At 61.2% G+C, this 15,781-nt stretch carries 17 protein-coding genes; 8 read left to right on the forward strand and 9 right to left on the reverse strand.

Annotation, left to right across the window (positions count from 1 at the left end; all coding sequences use genetic code 11):
* Nucleotides 1-15: 15 nt before the first annotated feature.
* The 3 genes from ubiU to norR form a co-directional block, all read right to left on the reverse strand.
* Nucleotides 16-1,011, reverse strand: a complete 996-nt coding sequence (gene ubiU / locus EA797_RS13060) for a ubiquinone anaerobic biosynthesis protein UbiU (protein WP_122165807.1) — start codon at nt 1,009-1,011, stop codon at nt 16-18.
* A gap of 352 nt (nt 1,012-1,363) precedes the next feature.
* Nucleotides 1,364-1,573: a hypothetical protein gene (locus EA797_RS13065; RefSeq protein WP_122165809.1), complete on the reverse strand. Its 210-nt coding sequence runs from the start codon at nt 1,571-1,573 to the stop codon at nt 1,364-1,366.
* Nucleotides 1,574-1,678: 105 nt separating this feature from the next.
* On the reverse strand, nt 1,679-3,214 hold the full coding sequence (norR, locus tag EA797_RS13070) for a nitric oxide reductase transcriptional regulator NorR (RefSeq protein WP_122165811.1): 1,536 nt from the start codon (nt 3,212-3,214) through the stop codon (nt 1,679-1,681).
* 148 nt (nt 3,215-3,362) lie between these two features.
* On the opposite strand from norR, the gene ytfE reads away from it, so the two are divergent.
* The 4 genes from ytfE (at nt 3,363) to EA797_RS13085 (ending at nt 5,506) form a co-directional block, all read left to right on the forward strand.
* A complete protein-coding gene (gene ytfE, locus EA797_RS13075) occupies nt 3,363-4,034 on the forward strand; it encodes an iron-sulfur cluster repair protein YtfE (RefSeq protein ID WP_122165813.1) in 672 nt (223 codons plus the stop codon).
* 57 nt (nt 4,035-4,091) lie between these two features.
* A complete protein-coding gene (locus tag EA797_RS21845; RefSeq protein ID WP_167468810.1) occupies nt 4,092-4,259 on the forward strand; it encodes a hypothetical protein in 168 nt (55 codons plus the stop codon).
* A 237-nt stretch (nt 4,260-4,496) separates the two neighbouring features.
* A complete protein-coding gene (locus tag EA797_RS13080; protein WP_122165815.1) occupies nt 4,497-5,180 on the forward strand; it encodes a Crp/Fnr family transcriptional regulator in 684 nt (227 codons plus the stop codon).
* 143 nt (nt 5,181-5,323) lie between these two features.
* A complete protein-coding gene (locus EA797_RS13085) occupies nt 5,324-5,506 on the forward strand; it encodes a DnrP protein (protein ID WP_122166315.1) in 183 nt (60 codons plus the stop codon).
* Nucleotides 5,507-5,782: 276 nt separating this feature from the next.
* Here the strand turns inward: EA797_RS13085 and EA797_RS13090 are convergent, their stop codons facing one another.
* The 6 genes from EA797_RS13090 to EA797_RS13120 all read right to left on the reverse strand — a co-directional run bounded on the left by EA797_RS13090 (nt 5,783) and on the right by EA797_RS13120 (nt 11,825).
* Nucleotides 5,783-7,627 carry a nitric oxide reductase activation protein NorD gene (locus EA797_RS13090; RefSeq protein WP_122165817.1) on the reverse strand — a complete coding sequence of 615 codons (1,845 nt, stop codon included), beginning with the start codon at nt 7,625-7,627 and terminating at the stop codon, nt 5,783-5,785.
* 81 nt (nt 7,628-7,708) lie between these two features.
* Nucleotides 7,709-9,136, reverse strand: a complete 1,428-nt coding sequence (locus tag EA797_RS13095) for a cbb3-type cytochrome c oxidase subunit I (RefSeq protein WP_122165819.1) — start codon at nt 9,134-9,136, stop codon at nt 7,709-7,711.
* A gap of 3 nt (nt 9,137-9,139) precedes the next feature.
* The gene (locus EA797_RS13100) at nt 9,140-9,580 is read right to left on the reverse strand and encodes a c-type cytochrome (RefSeq protein ID WP_122165821.1); all 441 of its coding nucleotides are present in this window, start codon (nt 9,578-9,580) and stop codon (nt 9,140-9,142) included.
* A 605-nt stretch (nt 9,581-10,185) separates the two neighbouring features.
* Nucleotides 10,186-10,437 (reverse strand): cytochrome C oxidase subunit IV family protein, encoded by a 252-nt coding sequence (locus EA797_RS13110; RefSeq protein WP_122165825.1) that lies wholly within the window; start codon nt 10,435-10,437, stop codon nt 10,186-10,188.
* Nucleotides 10,438-10,447: 10 nt separating this feature from the next.
* Nucleotides 10,448-11,035 carry a cytochrome c oxidase subunit 3 family protein gene (locus tag EA797_RS13115; RefSeq protein WP_415845552.1) on the reverse strand — a complete coding sequence of 196 codons (588 nt, stop codon included), beginning with the start codon at nt 11,033-11,035 and terminating at the stop codon, nt 10,448-10,450.
* Nucleotides 11,019-11,825 carry a CbbQ/NirQ/NorQ/GpvN family protein gene (locus tag EA797_RS13120; RefSeq protein ID WP_122165827.1) on the reverse strand — a complete coding sequence of 269 codons (807 nt, stop codon included), beginning with the start codon at nt 11,823-11,825 and terminating at the stop codon, nt 11,019-11,021. Before EA797_RS13120 ends, EA797_RS13115 begins: the two co-directional genes overlap by 17 nt.
* A 346-nt stretch (nt 11,826-12,171) precedes the next feature.
* Here EA797_RS13120 and EA797_RS13125 point away from each other — a divergent pair, with 346 nt between their 5' ends.
* From EA797_RS13125 to EA797_RS13140, 4 genes are read left to right on the forward strand one after another with little or no spacing between them, the layout of a single operon-like run.
* A complete protein-coding gene (locus EA797_RS13125) occupies nt 12,172-13,881 on the forward strand; it encodes a nitrite reductase (protein ID WP_122165829.1) in 1,710 nt (569 codons plus the stop codon).
* A gap of 53 nt (nt 13,882-13,934) precedes the next feature.
* The gene (locus EA797_RS13130) at nt 13,935-14,249 is read left to right on the forward strand and encodes a c-type cytochrome (protein WP_122165830.1); all 315 of its coding nucleotides are present in this window, start codon (nt 13,935-13,937) and stop codon (nt 14,247-14,249) included.
* Between the two features lie 17 nt (nt 14,250-14,266).
* Nucleotides 14,267-14,608 (forward strand): c-type cytochrome, encoded by a 342-nt coding sequence (locus EA797_RS13135; protein WP_167468811.1) that lies wholly within the window; start codon nt 14,267-14,269, stop codon nt 14,606-14,608.
* Nucleotides 14,605-15,780 (forward strand): cytochrome D1 domain-containing protein, encoded by a 1,176-nt coding sequence (locus EA797_RS13140; protein ID WP_122165832.1) that lies wholly within the window; start codon nt 14,605-14,607, stop codon nt 15,778-15,780. Before EA797_RS13135 ends, EA797_RS13140 begins: the two co-directional genes overlap by 4 nt.
* The last annotated feature ends 1 nt before the right edge of the window (nt 15,781 follow it).

A 15,781-nucleotide genomic window follows, 5' to 3' on the forward strand; every position in this document is an offset into this window, starting at 1 on the left:
ATTCCTTGCAGGGGATTACTGCCACGCGCGGTGGTAGGCACCAAGGGTGGTTTGCGAGCCTTCCGAGAGCCCATCGAGCACTGCACGCCAGCCAGGCTGAACGGCATAACGCTGCGGCGCCTGCAGGTAGGCATCGAGCGCCGAGCGCCAGACCCGCGTGACCTGTTCGACGTAGGCGGGGCTGCGCTGCCGGCCTTCGATCTTCATCGCGGTCACGCCGATGTTGGCGAGTTCCGGGATCAGGTCCAGGGTATTGAGGCTGGTGGGTTCTTCTAGGGCGTGGAAGCGCTGGCCGTTGACCATGAAGCGGCCTTTGCACAGGGTCGGATACCCTGCCGACTCGCCTTCGGCATAACGATCGATTAGCACATTGTTCAGCCGCGACGTGAGGCCTTCCGGTTCCTCGCTCCAGCGCACTGCCTTGGCCGGCGAACATACACCGCAGAGGTTCGGCGACTCGCCGGTGAGGTAGGAGGAAAGATGGCAACGACCTTCTGCCATGATGCACAGGCTGCCGAAGGCGAACACCTCGATAGGCACCGGGCTGCTGGCAGCCACTTGCTTTACCTGCTTGAGCGACAGCACCCTCGGCAGCACCGCGCGCTTGATGTTGTAACGCTGCTGGTAGAAGGCCAGCGCTGCGGCATTGGTGGCCGAGCCCTGGACGGACAGGTGCAGATTCAGCTGCGGATGTCGCCTCGCCGCGTAGCCCAGCACGCCAGGATCGGCGGCGATCAGCGCGTCGACGCCCATATCAGCGGCCTGATCCACTGCGCGCTGCCAGCGTGACCAGCCTTGCGGCTGGGCGTAGGTATTGACGGCGATATAGAGCTGACGGCGCTTCTCGCGAATCAGCTGCAACCCTCTTTCGAGCTGCTTCGCATCCATGTTGAGGCCGGCGAAATGCCGGGCGTTGGTGTCGTCGCGAAAACCAACGTAAATCGCATCGGCACCCTGCTGAACGGCAGCCTTGAGTGCAGGCAGGCTACCTGCGGGACAAACCAAGTGCATGGCAACTCCTAGACATGCGGACGCACCACATCGGACGCAGAAGTGGCCGTCCGGGGTCGGATGGAAAGCCGGCAGTCTAGGTAGGCCTCATGCGAGAGGCATTGATAAAGGTCAAGGGCAACACGGCAGGCGGGAGAGAAGGCATCAGCCGAGCTCGCGACCACTATCGTTGCCCTTTGGCGAGCAAAGCCGCTCCCTCATTCAGAAGGCGTCGGCGCTACTGCTGTAGGTAGCTACGACGCCGAGGTCGTATCCAGCGGCGCTGCCGAGTGCGGCAGTTGCCTGTGCCGCTGGCTAATGCAATTAATTCGCTGGGCATCAGGCAGGTGGCGGTGACATCAGCACGACGTCCTCAGACACCCTCGCTGCCCTCGAACTCTTCCGTGGCGCGGGCGACTGCCTGCCGCCAATCGCCGGACTCTTCCGCCAGCATACGCATCGCCTTGAGGCTGGCTTCGAAAGCCTGCTGGTAATGCTGCGGATTGTTCTCGCTAGCGGCCCGATCAGCGTGCGCCTGGGCTTCTGTCAGCAGTGTCTGGAACTGGTCTCGGTCCAAAGCCATGGGATTCTCCTCGTTCAAAGTGATTGAAGCTTAGACCACCACTGTGCACAGACGACTCGCACCGGCCGGCGGCCCGCATGCCGTCTACCACCTAGGTAGTTTCCTTTACTTGAGCTTTAGCCGCCTGGCCAGCTTGTGCAGATTGCTTGAATCGACATCGAGCAAGCGGGCCGCCTGCGCCCAGTTCTCACCACTGGCCTGTAACGCACGGACGATGGCCTGGCGCTGGGCGCTGTCGACAGCTTCACGTAACGAGACGATTTCGGCCTCGGTCGGGGCTGGCGCTGGACCGGAATCGGCAAGCGTCATGAGTGGGCCGGTGTGCTCGCTGTCCAGGTCGAGCAGCTCTGGCTCCAGGGTGAGTATCTCGCTGCGCGAAGCACCTCGACTGAGCAGTCGCAAGGCGGCGCGGCTGATGACATGCTCCAGCTCGCGGATGTTGCCCGGCCAGGCATAGCCCAGCAATGCGCGCTCGGCTGCAGGCGACAGACGCATGCTGCGCAGCCCCAAGCGAGCACGGTTCAGCTCCAGAAAGTAGCCGGCCAGTATCAGCACATCGTTATCACGCTCGCGCAGGGGCGGGATCGGCACCGGATAGACGGACAAGCGGTGATAAAGGTCGGCGCGAAAATGGCCGTCGCGGACGCTTTCTCGAAGATTACGGTTGGTCGCGGCAATGATCCGCACGTCGACCTGACGCGGCTTGTCGGCACCCAAGCGCTGTATTTCACCGTTCTGCAAGGTGCGCAACAGTTTGGCCTGGACGCTTAGCGGCAGCTCACCCACCTCATCCAGCAGCAAGGTTCCACCGTTGGCCGCATCGAAGCGGCCCGGGCGGTCGGTAGTCGCACCCGAGAAGGCGCCTTTGACGTGACCGAACAGCTCGCTCTCGGCCAGCGATTCAGGCAACGCGGCGCAATTGACCAGTACCAGCGGTTTGTTGCGGCGACGGGAGTGCCGATGCAGCCAACGCGCGAATAGCTCCTTGCCCACGCCCGTTTCGCCAAGCAGCAACACGGGTAATTCGGAATCGGCAACCACCGCAAGTTCGCGCAACAGCTCGCGAATCACGGCGCTCTGGCCGAGGATTTCACCCTCGCCTGCAAGCGGCGCGGTCTCCAGCACATCCGTGCGAGCCAGCCGCAACCCGCGGTTTTCATGCTCGAGGCGGGTAATGCGTATGGCGGCCTCGATCACCAGGGTATAGCGCTGCAGGTCACGCCGTGCATCGTCATCAAAGGTGCCTGCATGCAGCGCATCAAGGGTCAGCGCGCCCCATAGTTTGCCTTCGACGTACAGGCTGACGCCCATGCAATCGTGCACAGGCAAAGGCTCGCCGATACGGGCGTCGAGCAGGCCATCGTAGGGGTCTGACAATCGGCTATCAGGCTCGAACCACGTGGGCTCACGCTGCGAAAGAATGGCCGCCAGCCGCGGATGCTGGGCCACGACGAAACGCCTGCCGAGCGCCTCTTTAACCAGCCCCACCGCCGCCAGCGGTCGTAATGTGTCGTCATCGAGGCGCAGCAATACCACTGCGCCACAGCGAAACCGCTGATGCAGCGTATGTACCAGCCGTTGCAGCCGAACTGCATTGGGCAACTCGGTTACAAGATCGGCGAGCAGCGCCTCTTCCATCATGGTCTTTACTACCCGTCAAGGTTTTTCAAACCCTATAACGTTCAGGTATTTTTCACCAGCCCTCACTAATTTGTCTCATATTTCATAAGCTTACGTGTGGCACATGGATTGCGTTGGTAGGTCAAACGTCACTTCATGGAACGCCAGCATGACGACCACACTTACCGAGCAAACCCTGGGCAGCCTCGCTTGCCTGATTCCCGGCGCCACCCGCGTGTTTCGCCAGTACAAGCTGGACTTCTGCTGCGGAGGCGACACGCCGCTGCGCGATGCAGCCTTGCAGCGCAATCTTGATGCCCTGGCTATCGCTGACGAACTCGCCGCGTTGGCCACCGACCCCGCAAGCGAGCCGGACTGGCGCAACGCTGCTGCCAGCGAGTTGATTGAGTTCATTCTCGAGCGTTACCACGAGCGTCATCGTGACCAGTTCCCCGAGCTGATCCGCCTGGCCAGCCGCGTCGAGCAGGTACACGGCAACAAAGCCGATTGCCCAACCGGCCTCGCCGAGCATCTCTGGACCATGCAGCAGGAGCTCGAAAGCCACATGCTCAAGGAGGAGCAGATTCTGTTCCCCATGCTGCGTCGCGGCGTCCAGCTGCCTCAGAGCCAGGGCCCGATCGCGGTGATGCGCTACGAACATGATCAGCATGGCGACGCCTTGCAGCGCCTGGCCGAACTCACCAATGACATCACCCCGCCTGCAAACGCCTGTAATACCTGGCGAGCGCTATATCGCGGATTGGAAGAGCTGCGCGACGACTTGATGCAGCACATCCATCTGGAGAACAACATCCTTTTCGCCCAGGCCGCCACGCACTGAGGCAGCGCCAGCACACGGCAGGCCCTGGCGCCCGCCCCTGCGTTACCGGAGGTGCATATGAAAGCGTTCATCCAACCCATGGCATGGGGCCTTGTCATGGCGTCGATGCTGGCATTGGCCAGTGGCGTGGCGCTCGATATGGTCGTGGATAGCACGCAAGCTGCAGTCATGCATGAAGACCATGCGGCACCCGCCATACCCTTAGCGGGCGAGGACCAGCAATGATCGATCGATGCGGTCCGCGGTTTCGCCTTGAGCGCCTCCGCCTACCGTGAACTGACGCCACCTCGTTGACCTCAACCCGGCCTGTATCAATATTTGGGTCATCGCATTTGGGCTAGGCTTTGTACTGATAGATCTACTGCGCACCGGTAACGGCCTACCCCACCGGAGCGTAATCACCTTTTGCACTCCGCCGTTTCGCTGGCGGACGGCCGATTATTAGAAACAGGATGCCTTTGCATGGTGCTTCACCGCGTACACAACCAGATTCTCCGCAGCCACCACCTGTTCGAGCCCCTGAATGACGAGCAGATGGACGAGTTGATGAGTGCGAGCCAGCTGCTCAACCTCGACAAGGGCGACAACCTCTTCCATCAGGGCGAACCGGCCCATGCCTTCTACTTCGTCATTTCCGGTGCGATCAAGATCTACCGGCTGACCCCAGACGGGCAGGAAAAGGTGTTTGAGGTCATAGGCAACCGCCAGACTTTTGCCGAAGCCATGATGCTGATGGACACGCCCAACTACGTCGCCTCGGCCCAGGCCGTCTGCCCGACGCAGGTCTACCGCTTCTCCAATGCGGCCTACATGCGCCTGCTGGAAGCGAACCAGAAGCTCTCGTTCGCATTGCTCGGCAAGCTGAGCGTGCGACTGCATCAGCGCATCAATGAAATCGAGACCCTGTCGTTGAAGAACGCCACCCACCGCGTGGTGCGCTACCTGATGACGCAACTGGCGCGATTGAAGGACGAAGGCAACAGCTTCGAGCTACCAATGGCCAAGCAGCTGATTGCCGGGCATCTGTCGATCCAGCCGGAAACCTTTTCCCGGATCATCCGCCGCCTGATCGATGAAGGGATCATTACCCAGGAAGGTCGGCAGATCACCGTGCTCGACCGGCAGTTGCTGGAGCAATTCGAGTAACGGACGGGGTAGCGCCGGCTTCAATTCTGTTCACTAGGTCCGGCGCTGCAAGGATCGAACGGCTTTTTTAGACGATTGATTGCGGTCAACCTGCAATCGGTATGGCGCATGGCAAGCTGCATTTGAATCGAGAGGATGCCGCCATGCCCAACTGCTTGTACTGCCAGCAACTCAACCCGCCGCAGGAAGCCGAGTGCAGCAACTGCGGCATGCCCCTCCCCGCCCACGCCGACACGGCTGGTGAACGGCGTCAGCGCAAATTTCTGTGGTTCTGCATCGCCCTCACGATTTTCTGCGCGGTGATGATCGTCTGGCTGCCGCGCTGACCTAACGCGCCCTTCTTTCCGCTGAATACCTGCCTACCCCTTAGATTCCAGCTTGCTGGCAATCAAAAAGTAGCGTGATGCACCTCAGCGGGCCGGACCCGCTTGATCGCGAGCAAGCTCGCTCCTACAAAAGCAACGCAGCGGTAGGTGCTCAGCCGCGCTCGCCTACGTAACCGTAGGAGCCAGCTTGCTGGCGATCAAAAGGTCCGTAGGGTGGATCACGCCCCACCGATCCACCGAGCAGCGCCACGGTGGATGTAAAAAGCGACATCCACCCTACGGCTGGGTCAGTTGCTTGTACAGCTGCGGCAGGCGGAAGGGCAGCTGTTGCGGCTCTTTGATCAAGGTGTAGCCGTTGGCGCCGAACATGTAGGGCAGGTAATCACCGGCCTCCTGATCGATGGTGATGCAGAACGGGAGCAGCCCGTGGCGGCGTGCTTCCATGACCGCTTGCCGGGTGTCTTCGACGCCATAACGCCCTTCGTAGAGATCCAGATCATTGGGTTTGCCATCAGTGACCAAGAGCAACAGCTTGCGCCGCTGCTTGCACCTGCCGAGCAGTTCGGTGGCCTGGCGAATGGCGGCGCCCATGCGAGTGTAGTAGCCGGGCTTGAGCGCCTGGATGCGGCCGCGGGTGTCGTCACCGTAACGCTGCTTGAAGCTCTTGAGTTCCTGCATGCGCACCTGCTGGCGACGCAGCGAGGAGAAGCCGTACAAGGCAAACTCATCACCGACCGCCGACAGCGCTTCGCCGAACAGCAGCAGGCTGTCGGTGATTACGTCGATCACCTTGTGCTCGTCGTCCAGGTGCGCGTCCGTGGACATGGACAGGTCCGCCAGCAATAGGCACGCCAAGTCGCGGCGGTTCTGTCGCTGCTCCATGAACAGCCCGCGCTCGGCACACTGACCATGCTGACGCTCGACGTGGAAATCCAGCCAGGCCTGCATGTCCAGCTCGGAGCCCTGCGGTTGGCTGCGCAGCCATTGCCGATCATTGCGCAGGTGCTCGAATTGCCGACGCAGCTTGCGCGCCAGTGGGCTCAGCCGCAGCGGCAGGCCCAAAGGTTCAGAGCCGCGCGGCAACATCATCTGCAGACTGACGAAGTCCTCCTGCATGCGCTGCTTGCGGTAGTCCCACTCCGGCAGTTTTACCCCCTCTCCCAATGGAATGTCGTCTACATCGGTCGGGGGCAGGTCGAGGTGCAGTTTGAGGCCGCCGCCTTTGCGCATGCGCTGACGCGACATGGCGATCTCGTCGAGGTCTTCGGCGACGCGCGAGGCGTCTTCGTTCTCGCTGTCGTCGCCCTGGCGATCCAGCTCGACATGTTCGGACCAGCTGAACAGGTTCTCCAGGCGGAACAGCATGAGCCCACCCTTGCTGGTGCTGTCCTCGACGCGCTTGGCGCGCTTACGCATGCCCTTCCGTTCTACAGGCGGGGCTTGCAGATTGTTATCGGGGTCTTCCTCGGCGAGCTCGGTGGCCTGAGGCACACCGAGATTTTCCGCCGGATAGAGCCACATGGGCAGCGGCCACGGCGCAACTTCGCTGCGGGGAAATTGCGTCACGCTGCCTGGCTCACGCAGGGCCTGGCAGATGGCTCGCTCCAGCGCACTTTCGGCCCGGGGCAGCGTGTCCGGGTCCGGACGCAATTGCAGATGCGCTTCGACCAGTCGCTCGTAGCGCGGCCGCATGGCTGGAAAGCGCTCAAGAATGGCCTGGGTCCAGCGCTGGTTGTCACGCGCCCAATGGCGCATTTCGCCTGCCTGCGCCGCGAGCAGCGCCAGCCAGCGATAGAGATCCTGATTGAGAGAGACTTCGGGGTATACCGCGAGGCTTTGGGGCAGGCGCAGGTTGCTCGCATCGCACCAGGCCACCGGCAGTTGTTTGCAGGTCCCGGCGACCTGTTGCAGCAGGTTTCGCCGCAGCATCAGGTCCCGCGCATTGGCCGCCTCAACGCCAATGCCGCTGGCACCGCCCATCGCACGGAACAGCACCGACAGCGGCCGATGCATGCTTTCCAGGGCAACGCTGGCTTCGGGAAAGTCGGGGCTGGCGCGGCGGGTGATGAACCGATGCCAGACACTACCGACCCACTCTTCGACTTCGATGGTAAAGGCCATGGTCAATCACTCCGTAACGCCGTGTTGAGACAAAAACGGCCCGCTGGGTCAGCCGGGCCGTTGCTCCTGTTGCGATCCGAATCAGGCCGCGGCAACAGCTGCAGGCACATCCGCGGTAACCCGCCCGCGCTGCCGGAAGCTGTAGAGGTAGAAGCCCAGACCGATGAGGAAGAACACCCCGGCGACCAGCCGCAGCCAGAAGAACACGGCCAGTTGGTCAGCGGTATTCATGAAGGACATGGCAGCCCCGTCAGCCGGAATCCGCTGCAACCAGACCTGCACCACGCCAGCAGCGGTGAGGAACAGAGTGATCGCCACCATCGACAGAGTCATCAGCCAGAAGCCCCAGATCTCGATGCGCTGAGCCCGTGCATCCGGCGCCTCACCCAGACCACGCAAGCGCGGCATGGCGTAGCTGATCATGGTCATCACGATCATCGCGTAGGCACCGTAGAACGCCAGATGGCCATGCGCGGCAGTCAGCTGCGAACCGTGGGTGTAGTAGTTCACCGGAGCCAGGGTGTGGAGAAAGCCCCATACGCCGGCGCCGAGGAAGGCAGTCACGGTAGTGCCGATGGCCCAGAGCGAAGCGGCCTTGTTCGGATGCTGGCGACGACGACGGTTCACCATGTTCAGCGAGAACAGCACCATGGCGAAGAACGGCAGCGGCTCAAGGGCAGAGAAGATCGAGCCCAACCACAACCAGACTTCAGGGGCGCCAATCCAGAAGAAGTGGTGACCCGTACCGATGATGCCGGTGATCAGTGCCATGGCGATGATCACGTAGAGCCACTTCTCGATCACCTCACGGTCGACACCGGTGATCTTGATCAGGACGAAGGCGAGCATCGAACCCATGATCAGTTCCCAGACGCCTTCCACCCAAAGGTGCACCACGAACCACCAGTAGTACTTGTCACGCGCCAGGTTGCCCGGGTTGTAGAAGGAGAACAGCCAGAACACTGCAAGGCCGATCAGGCCGGTCATCATGACCATGCTTATGGCGGTCTTGCGGCCCTTGAGCATGGTCATGCCGAGGTTGTAGAGGAAACCCAGGACGACTACTGCAATACCGATCTTGGTGATCGTGGGTTGCTCGAGGAACTCGCGGCCCATGGTCGGCAGCAGCTCATTGCGGGTCAACTCCGCCAGACCTGCATATGGCACGAACAGGTAGCCGAGAATTGTCAGCACGCCTGCAGCGGCGAACACCCAGAACAGGATGATGGCCAGTTTCGGGCTGTGCAGTTCGCGGTCCGCTTCCTCGGGGATGAGGTAGTAGGCGGCGCCCATGAAGCCGAACAACAGCCAGACGATGAGCAGGTTGGTGTGGACCATACGTGCCACGTTGAAGGGCAGCAGCGGGAACAGGAAGTCGCCGACGACGTACTGCAGCCCCATGATCAGACCGAACAGGATCTGACCGACGAACAGGATCAGCGCAAACACGAAGTAGGGTTTGGCAACGGCCTGCGATTGGAATTTGAGATGCGGATTCATGATGCTCATCTCTCAGCCCTCCTTGTTTGGCGGCCAGTTGTTGGTATCGATCTTCGAGGTCCACTTGAGGAATTCGGCCAGATCGTCAACTTGGTTATCGCTCAGGTTGAATTGCGGCATCGCCCTGCGCCCTGGAGCGCCCAGAGGCTGAGCTTTCATCCACGCATTCAGGAAGGGCTTGAAGGCCGCATCCTCACCGCGACGAACGAAGACATTTCCCAGTTCCGGCGCGAAGTAGGCACCTTCACCAAGCAGGCTGTGGCAGCCGATGCAGTTGTTGTTTTCCCAAACCTCTTTGCCTCGCACCACCGCTTCGGTCAGCTCCGATTCGTTGGATCGTTCTGGAAAGGTCTGCTCTGTGTGATAGGTAAGGCCCAGAAAAACCAGGAGGAAGAACACGCTTCCCCCGAAGTAGATATTTCTGGCCATTCCCTTGGTAAAGGTCTCGGACATGGTCGCCTCCTCATGGCGTTGGCGTGGCCAGTTTAAGAAGGGAGCTATCGAAATCTGCTTGATAGCGATCAAGAAAAACCTGAACGCGGTACTGGGTCTTTCGCAGGCCGCTGTGCCTGCCCAAGGCCAGGCGCTGGGCCGCGATATATGTGAGTTATCGACGCTTCGGCGAGAGGTTGATCGCCAGCAAGCTGGCTCCTACGACGTGCGACACGGTGCGGTGCGCATGGTGGAGCGCGGAGGGACGCTAAGGCGGCACCCTCGAATCCGCTGCGGATTTGCAAAAGCGATCGCCAGCAAGCTGGCTCCTACAATGAGCGGAGCAAGGCAGCGGATGGAGCGCTCACAGGTTTAGCCGCAAGGGCGTTAAGCAAAGCCCGCCAGCCTGGCGACTGATTATCGGAGCACCCCTGCCCTATGTAGGAGCCAGCTTGCTGGCGATCAAGGCGCTACCTATACCTTTATCGCCAAGGACATCCCACCGCGAAAGCTTCCGATCAAACGGACGACGCGGGACCGGCTTTCACCAAGATCGTCAGCGCACCGCTGCCCTGTGTAGGAGCCAGCTTGCTGGCGATCGAAGGCTGATGATCGACGCTCGCTGTCTACGCCATCATCGCCAACAGAATCCCGCCAGCCATCACCAACGGCCAGACGAACAACAACAAGCGCCACATGGCCGGCGCATGACGCAGCTCCATGAAACCTTCGGTGATCACCCAGGCCTTGACCAGCGCTATGGCCAGCACCGAGCCGGCGAGCAGCAGCGTAGAGCCGGCGTTACCCAGCACAACGGTGACTGTGGACAGTATCGCCAAAGCCAGCCAGCAACCGATCAGCACTTGTGAAGCGGACATCACGGCCTCCTCAGTTGATGACGTAGACCAGCGGAAAGAGCAGCACCCAGACCATGTCCACCATGTGCCAATAGAGCACACCGGACTCGAGTCCGGCACAGTCCGAACCGGTATAGAGGCCGCGCTGACAACGCATGGCCATCCAGCCGAGGATGACCATCCCGAGCAGTACGTGCAGGAAGTGAAAGCCCGTAAGAATCCAGTACAGAGTGAAGAAAGTGTTGTGCTCGATCCCCAGCCCCATCGAGGAAAGGTGACCGTACTCGTTGAGCTTGAGCACCACATAGACGCAGGCCGAAGCCAGCGCAGCGACCAGAGACAACGACCCTCGCCCTGATTGCGCTGCACGCACCTGCTCTACCGCGAGGGCGGCGAACAGGCCGGACGTCAGCAGGCTCAATGTCAATGCGAGCCCCATGGAGCTGTCCAGTGCCGCACGGCTCTCGCTGAACAACTCGGGGTTGAGCACCTGTGTCACGGCAAAGGCCAGGATCAGGATGGCGAAGACTGTCAGCTCGGCGAGGATGAAAAACCACATCGCCAGGTCGCCCGGCAGCCGCCGGGAAACCTCGACGGGGTGGTTAACCGAAATGGACATCGACCACATCCATCAGCGCAGCGACGGTTTGCGGATCGTCCGAGAGCGGCTCGGCCAGACAGGCCATGCAGGCCTCGCGCGGGCTCATGCCGGAGCGGATCATCCGTGCGGTGAAAATCAGCAGGCGGGTCGAGGCGACTTCTTCCAGGTCATGCTGTTCGAGCCGACGCAGGGCCTGCCCGAGCTTGACCACCTGCGCCGCCAGAGCGGCATCCACCTGGGCCTCGTTGGCGACGATGCGCTGCTCCTCCGCCGCGGGCGGGTAGTCGAAACGCATGGCGACGAAGCGTTGCCGCGTGCTGGGCTTCATGCCCTTGAGCAGGTTCTGATACCCGGGGTTGTAACTGACGACCAGCATGAAGCCTGGCGGCGCCTTGAGTGCTTCGCCAGTGCGCTCGATGAACAACTCGCGGCGGTCGTCTGCCAGGGGGTGCAAGACCACCGCCGTGTCCTGCCGCGCTTCGACTACTTCGTCCAGATAGCAGATGCCTCCCTCGCGCACCGCGCGGGTCAGCGGGCCGTCCTGCCACCAGGTGCCCTGTGCACCGATCAGGTGGCGGCCGACCAGGTCTGCGGCGGAGAGGTCGTCATGGCAGGCCACGGTGTAAAGCGGCAAGTTCAGGCGGTGCGCCATGTGCTGCACGAAGCGGGTTTTGCCACAACCGGTCGGACCCTTGATCAGCACCGGCATACCGTGCTTCCAGGCCTGCTCGAAGAGCACCTCTTCGTTGCCCAGCGACTGGTAGAACGGAGCACCAGCCATGCCGACAAGGTTCTCGGGCGCGTTCATTGGCAATACCTCACAGCAGCGGTTGGATTTGACTGGCGCCAAACTAATCCCCGCCCCGCACCGCCCTCAAGCCGTCCGCCGGCGAAGCTTGATTACGGTCAAGCCCAAGTCGAAATGAGCAAGCACCCGCCCCCGGCGAAGATGTCTGGCTCGCGACTTCTGGCCAATTTTCGCCGCCCCCGCGACAAGGCGTCACGCTTGGGGCATGACGGATCGACTCTTGATTGCCATCAAGCGCTTTCGCAAAAGCCCTCTCTAGGATGCAAACCGCAGACAGCAAACCCGGGAACTGCCACATCGCCGTCATCAGCAGGAACCGCACAAGCGGTCAGAGGAGAAAAAGAGTATGAGCAAACTAATATTGGCTGGCGTCATCGCCAGCTTTTCGCTGCTCGGTCTGGCCGTCGCCGAGGAGGGAGGGCATCCGAACAAATTCGAGGGCGCTTACAAAGCCCGAGGCTCAGCAGTTGACCCCGCCAGCGCTGAAGTCGTCCACTCCCCCGGCGCGCCGGACCTTACCAAGGCCGAATTCGAACACGCCAAGGAAATTTATTTCCAACGATGCGCAGGCTGCCATGGAGTCCTGCGTAAGGGCGCGACTGGCAAACCGCTGACACCGGACATTACCCAACAGCGGGGCCAACAGTTCCTCGAGGCGCTGATTACCTACGGCTCCCCAGCCGGAATGCCCAACTGGGGCACATCCAACGCGCTGACCAAAGACGAAATCACGTTGATGGCCAACTACATCCAGCACACTCCGCCGACCCCGCCCGAGTGGGGCATGGCAGAGATGAAGAATTCCTGGAAGGTGCTGATCAAGCCGGAAGACCGTCCGAAAAAGCAGATGAACAATCTGGATCTGCCCAACCTGTTCTCCGTCACCCTGCGTGACGACGGCAAGATCGCGCTGATCGACGGCAAGAGCAAAGAGATCATCAAGACCATCGACACCGGCTACGCCGTGCATATCTCGCGCATGTCCGCTTCAGGTCGTTACCTGCTGGTGATCGGCCGTGACGCCAAGATCGACATGATCGACCTCTGGGGCAAGGAGCCGATCAAGGTTGCCGAAATCAAGGTTGGCATCGAGGCGCGCTCGGTGGAAACGTCCAAGTTCAAGGGTTATGAAGACAAGTACGTGATCGCCGGCGACTACTGGCCGCCGCAGTACGCCATCATGGATGGCGAAACCCTCGAGCCGCTGCAGATCGTGTCCACTCGCGGCATGACGGTCGGCACTCAGGAATACCATCCCGAGCCTCGCGTGGCGGCGATCATTGCCTCTCACGAGCACCCGGAGTTCATCGTCAACGTCAAGGAAACAGGCAAGGTCCTGCTGGTCAACTACGAGGACATCGACAACCTGACCACCACCATGATCGGCACCGCTCCCTTCCTGCATGACGGCGGCTGGGACGTCAACCACCGCTATTTCATGACGGCGGCGAACAACTCCAACAAGGTCGCAGTGATCGACTCGAAAGAGCGCAAGATGGCTGCCCTGGTGGATGTCGGCAAGATCCCGCACCCAGGCCGCGGCGCCAACTTCGTGCATCCCAAGTTCGGTCCGGTCTGGGCGACCAGCCACCTGGGCGACGAGACCATCTCGCTCATCGGTACCGATCCGGACAAGCATCCCGACCAGGCCTGGAAGGTAGTCGAAACCCTCAAGGGCCAAGGCGGCGGTTCGCTGTTCATCAAAACCCACCCGAAATCCAACCACATCTATCTGGACACCACCTTCAACCCGGACGCCAAGATCAGCCAGTCGGCTGCGGTGTTCAAAATCGACGATCTGGGCGCTGGTTTCACCGTGCTGCCGATCGCCGAATGGGCCGGAGTGACGGACGGCGCCAAGCGTGTCGTACAACCGGAGTACAACCAGGCGGGCGACGAAGTCTGGTTCTCGGTGTGGAGCGGCCAGGAGGAGCAATCGGCCATCGTTGTGGTCGATGACAAGACGCTAAAGCTGAAAAAGGTGATCAAGGACAAAAGGTTGATCACCCCAACCGGTAAATTTAACGTCCATAACACTCAGCACGATGTGTACTGAGTAAAAACCGGGGGGACGCCAAGATCCCCCTTTTAGCCTTGAGGAAGTAACTCATGAAGAAAGTACTCATCCCACTGCTCGCCCTCGGCGGCGCACTGATTCTGCAGCCTGCAATGGCTCAGGATGGTGAAGCGCTGTTCAAGAGCAAGCCCTGTGCTGCCTGCCACAGCGTCGACGCCAAGCTGGTCGGCCCGGCACTGAAGGAAGTTGCCGCCAAGTACGCCGGTCAGGAAGGCGCCGCCGACCTGCTCGCCGGTCACATCAAGAACGGCGTACAGGGCATTTGGGGCCCCATCCCGATGCCGCCAAACCCGGTAACCGAAGAAGAAGCCAAGACCCTCGCCGAGTGGGTTCTTAGTCTCAAGTAATACCTGAGGAGGACACCATGATCCGGTCCCGACATGCAGTTTTCAGCTTGGGGCTCAGCCTGGTGTCCCTCCTCCCCCTTTCATTCGCCCAGGCCGAGGCGCCCACAGCCGCCCGCCAGGCTCAACTCGAACATCTGCTGGTTCAGGACTGCGGCTCCTGTCACGGCCTGCGTATGACCGGCGGCCTCGGTCCGGCACTGACGCTCGATGCAATCGCCGGCAAACCCCGCGAAAGCCTGATCGCCACCGTGACCCACGGGCGACCCGGTACCGCCATGCCCGGCTGGAATGCCCTGCTCGACGAACAGGACATCGCCTGGCTGGTCGATCTACTCCTCGAAGGATATCCAAAGCCATGATCCGTCCCCTATTGCTGTTGGCCGCGGCCAGTCTGCTGCTTGGCTGCGCGCAACAAACCTTGCGAGGCACTGGTGATCTCGGAGTCGTGGTGGAACGCGCCACCGGTAGCGTGCAGATCATCGAAACCAGCCATCAGACCCGATTGGCGCGAATAGACGGCCTGGGCGACCTGTCCCACGCGTCCGTGGTCTTTTCCCGCGATCAGCGTTACGCCTACGTATTCGGCCGCGATGGCGGACTGACCAAGGTCGACCTGCTGAAACAGCGCATCGATCGGCGGGTGATCCAGGGTGGCAACAGCATCGGCGGTGCGATCAGCCAGGACGGCGCTTTGATCGCCGTTGGCAACTACGAGCCAGGCGGCGTCAAGGTCTTTGATTCAAAGACCTTGGAGCTGGTTGCCGACATACCCGCCACGCCGCTGGCCGACGGCAGCCGCAATTCGCGGGTGGTGGGCGTTATCGATGCACCAGGACGTCGCTTCATCTACAGCCTGTTCGACACGGACGAAACCTGGCTGCTGGACTTCAGCCAGGGCAATACGCCCAAGATCACCCGCTTCAAGAATGTCGGCAAACAACCCTACGATGCCCTGCTGACGCCTGATGGCCGTTACTACGTAGCAGGGCTGTTCGGCGAAGACGGCATGGCCAAGATCGACCTCTGGCACACCCGTCGTGGGGTCGAACGCATTCTCGATGGCTACGGCCGCGGCGAGCAAAAGCTGCCCGTGTACAAGATGCCCCACCTCGAAGGCTGGACTGTAGCCGGCAACCAGACGTTCGTTCCGGCGGTTGGCCAGCATCGCGTGCTGGTGATGGATTCACAGACCTGGAAACAGACCGATGCGATCGATGTGGCGGGCCAACCGATCTTCGTCATGGCGCGGCCAGACGCACGGCAGATCTGGGTCAACTTCGCCCACCCCGACAACCATCAGGTGCAGGTGATCGACAGCGAGACGCACGAAATCATCGCCACCCTCGAACCCGGCCCCGCGGTCTTGCACATGGAATTCACCGCACGGGGCGATCAGCTCTGGCTGTCGGTTCGTGACGGCAACGAAGTCCAGGTCTGGGATCCGTACCAGTTGAAGCTACTCAAGCGCCTTCCGGCCGAAAGCCCGAGCGGGATCTTTTTCAGCAGCCGCGCACATGAGACGGGGTTGTGAC

Source organism: Stutzerimonas zhaodongensis (assembly GCF_003696365.1).
In the GTDB taxonomy this organism is placed as follows: domain Bacteria; phylum Pseudomonadota; class Gammaproteobacteria; order Pseudomonadales; family Pseudomonadaceae; genus Stutzerimonas; species Stutzerimonas zhaodongensis.

Bases quoted from the DNA above. Each gene is read 5' to 3' on its own strand.
- ubiU (WP_122165807.1), bottom strand. From the start codon at position 1,011: ATGCACTTGGTTTGTCCCGCAGGTAGCCTGCCTGCACTCAAGGCTGCC.
- EA797_RS13065 (WP_122165809.1), bottom strand. From the start codon at position 1,573: ATGGCTTTGGACCGAGACCAGTTCCAGACACTGCTGACAGAAGCCCAG.
- norR (WP_122165811.1), bottom strand. From the start codon at position 3,214: ATGATGGAAGAGGCGCTGCTCGCCGATCTTGTAACCGAGTTGCCCAAT.
- ytfE (WP_122165813.1), top strand. From the start codon at position 3,363: ATGACGACCACACTTACCGAGCAAACCCTGGGCAGCCTCGCTTGCCTG.
- EA797_RS21845 (WP_167468810.1), top strand. From the start codon at position 4,092: ATGAAAGCGTTCATCCAACCCATGGCATGGGGCCTTGTCATGGCGTCG.
- EA797_RS13080 (WP_122165815.1), top strand. From the start codon at position 4,497: ATGGTGCTTCACCGCGTACACAACCAGATTCTCCGCAGCCACCACCTG.
- EA797_RS13085 (WP_122166315.1), top strand. From the start codon at position 5,324: ATGCCCAACTGCTTGTACTGCCAGCAACTCAACCCGCCGCAGGAAGCC.
- EA797_RS13090 (WP_122165817.1), bottom strand. From the start codon at position 7,627: ATGGCCTTTACCATCGAAGTCGAAGAGTGGGTCGGTAGTGTCTGGCAT.
- EA797_RS13095 (WP_122165819.1), bottom strand. From the start codon at position 9,136: ATGAGCATCATGAATCCGCATCTCAAATTCCAATCGCAGGCCGTTGCC.
- EA797_RS13100 (WP_122165821.1), bottom strand. From the start codon at position 9,580: ATGTCCGAGACCTTTACCAAGGGAATGGCCAGAAATATCTACTTCGGG.
- EA797_RS13110 (WP_122165825.1), bottom strand. From the start codon at position 10,437: ATGTCCGCTTCACAAGTGCTGATCGGTTGCTGGCTGGCTTTGGCGATA.
- EA797_RS13115 (WP_415845552.1), bottom strand. From the start codon at position 11,035: ATGTCCATTTCGGTTAACCACCCCGTCGAGGTTTCCCGGCGGCTGCCG.
- EA797_RS13120 (WP_122165827.1), bottom strand. From the start codon at position 11,825: ATGAACGCGCCCGAGAACCTTGTCGGCATGGCTGGTGCTCCGTTCTAC.
- EA797_RS13125 (WP_122165829.1), top strand. From the start codon at position 12,172: ATGAGCAAACTAATATTGGCTGGCGTCATCGCCAGCTTTTCGCTGCTC.
- EA797_RS13130 (WP_122165830.1), top strand. From the start codon at position 13,935: ATGAAGAAAGTACTCATCCCACTGCTCGCCCTCGGCGGCGCACTGATT.
- EA797_RS13135 (WP_167468811.1), top strand. From the start codon at position 14,267: ATGATCCGGTCCCGACATGCAGTTTTCAGCTTGGGGCTCAGCCTGGTG.
- EA797_RS13140 (WP_122165832.1), top strand. From the start codon at position 14,605: ATGATCCGTCCCCTATTGCTGTTGGCCGCGGCCAGTCTGCTGCTTGGC.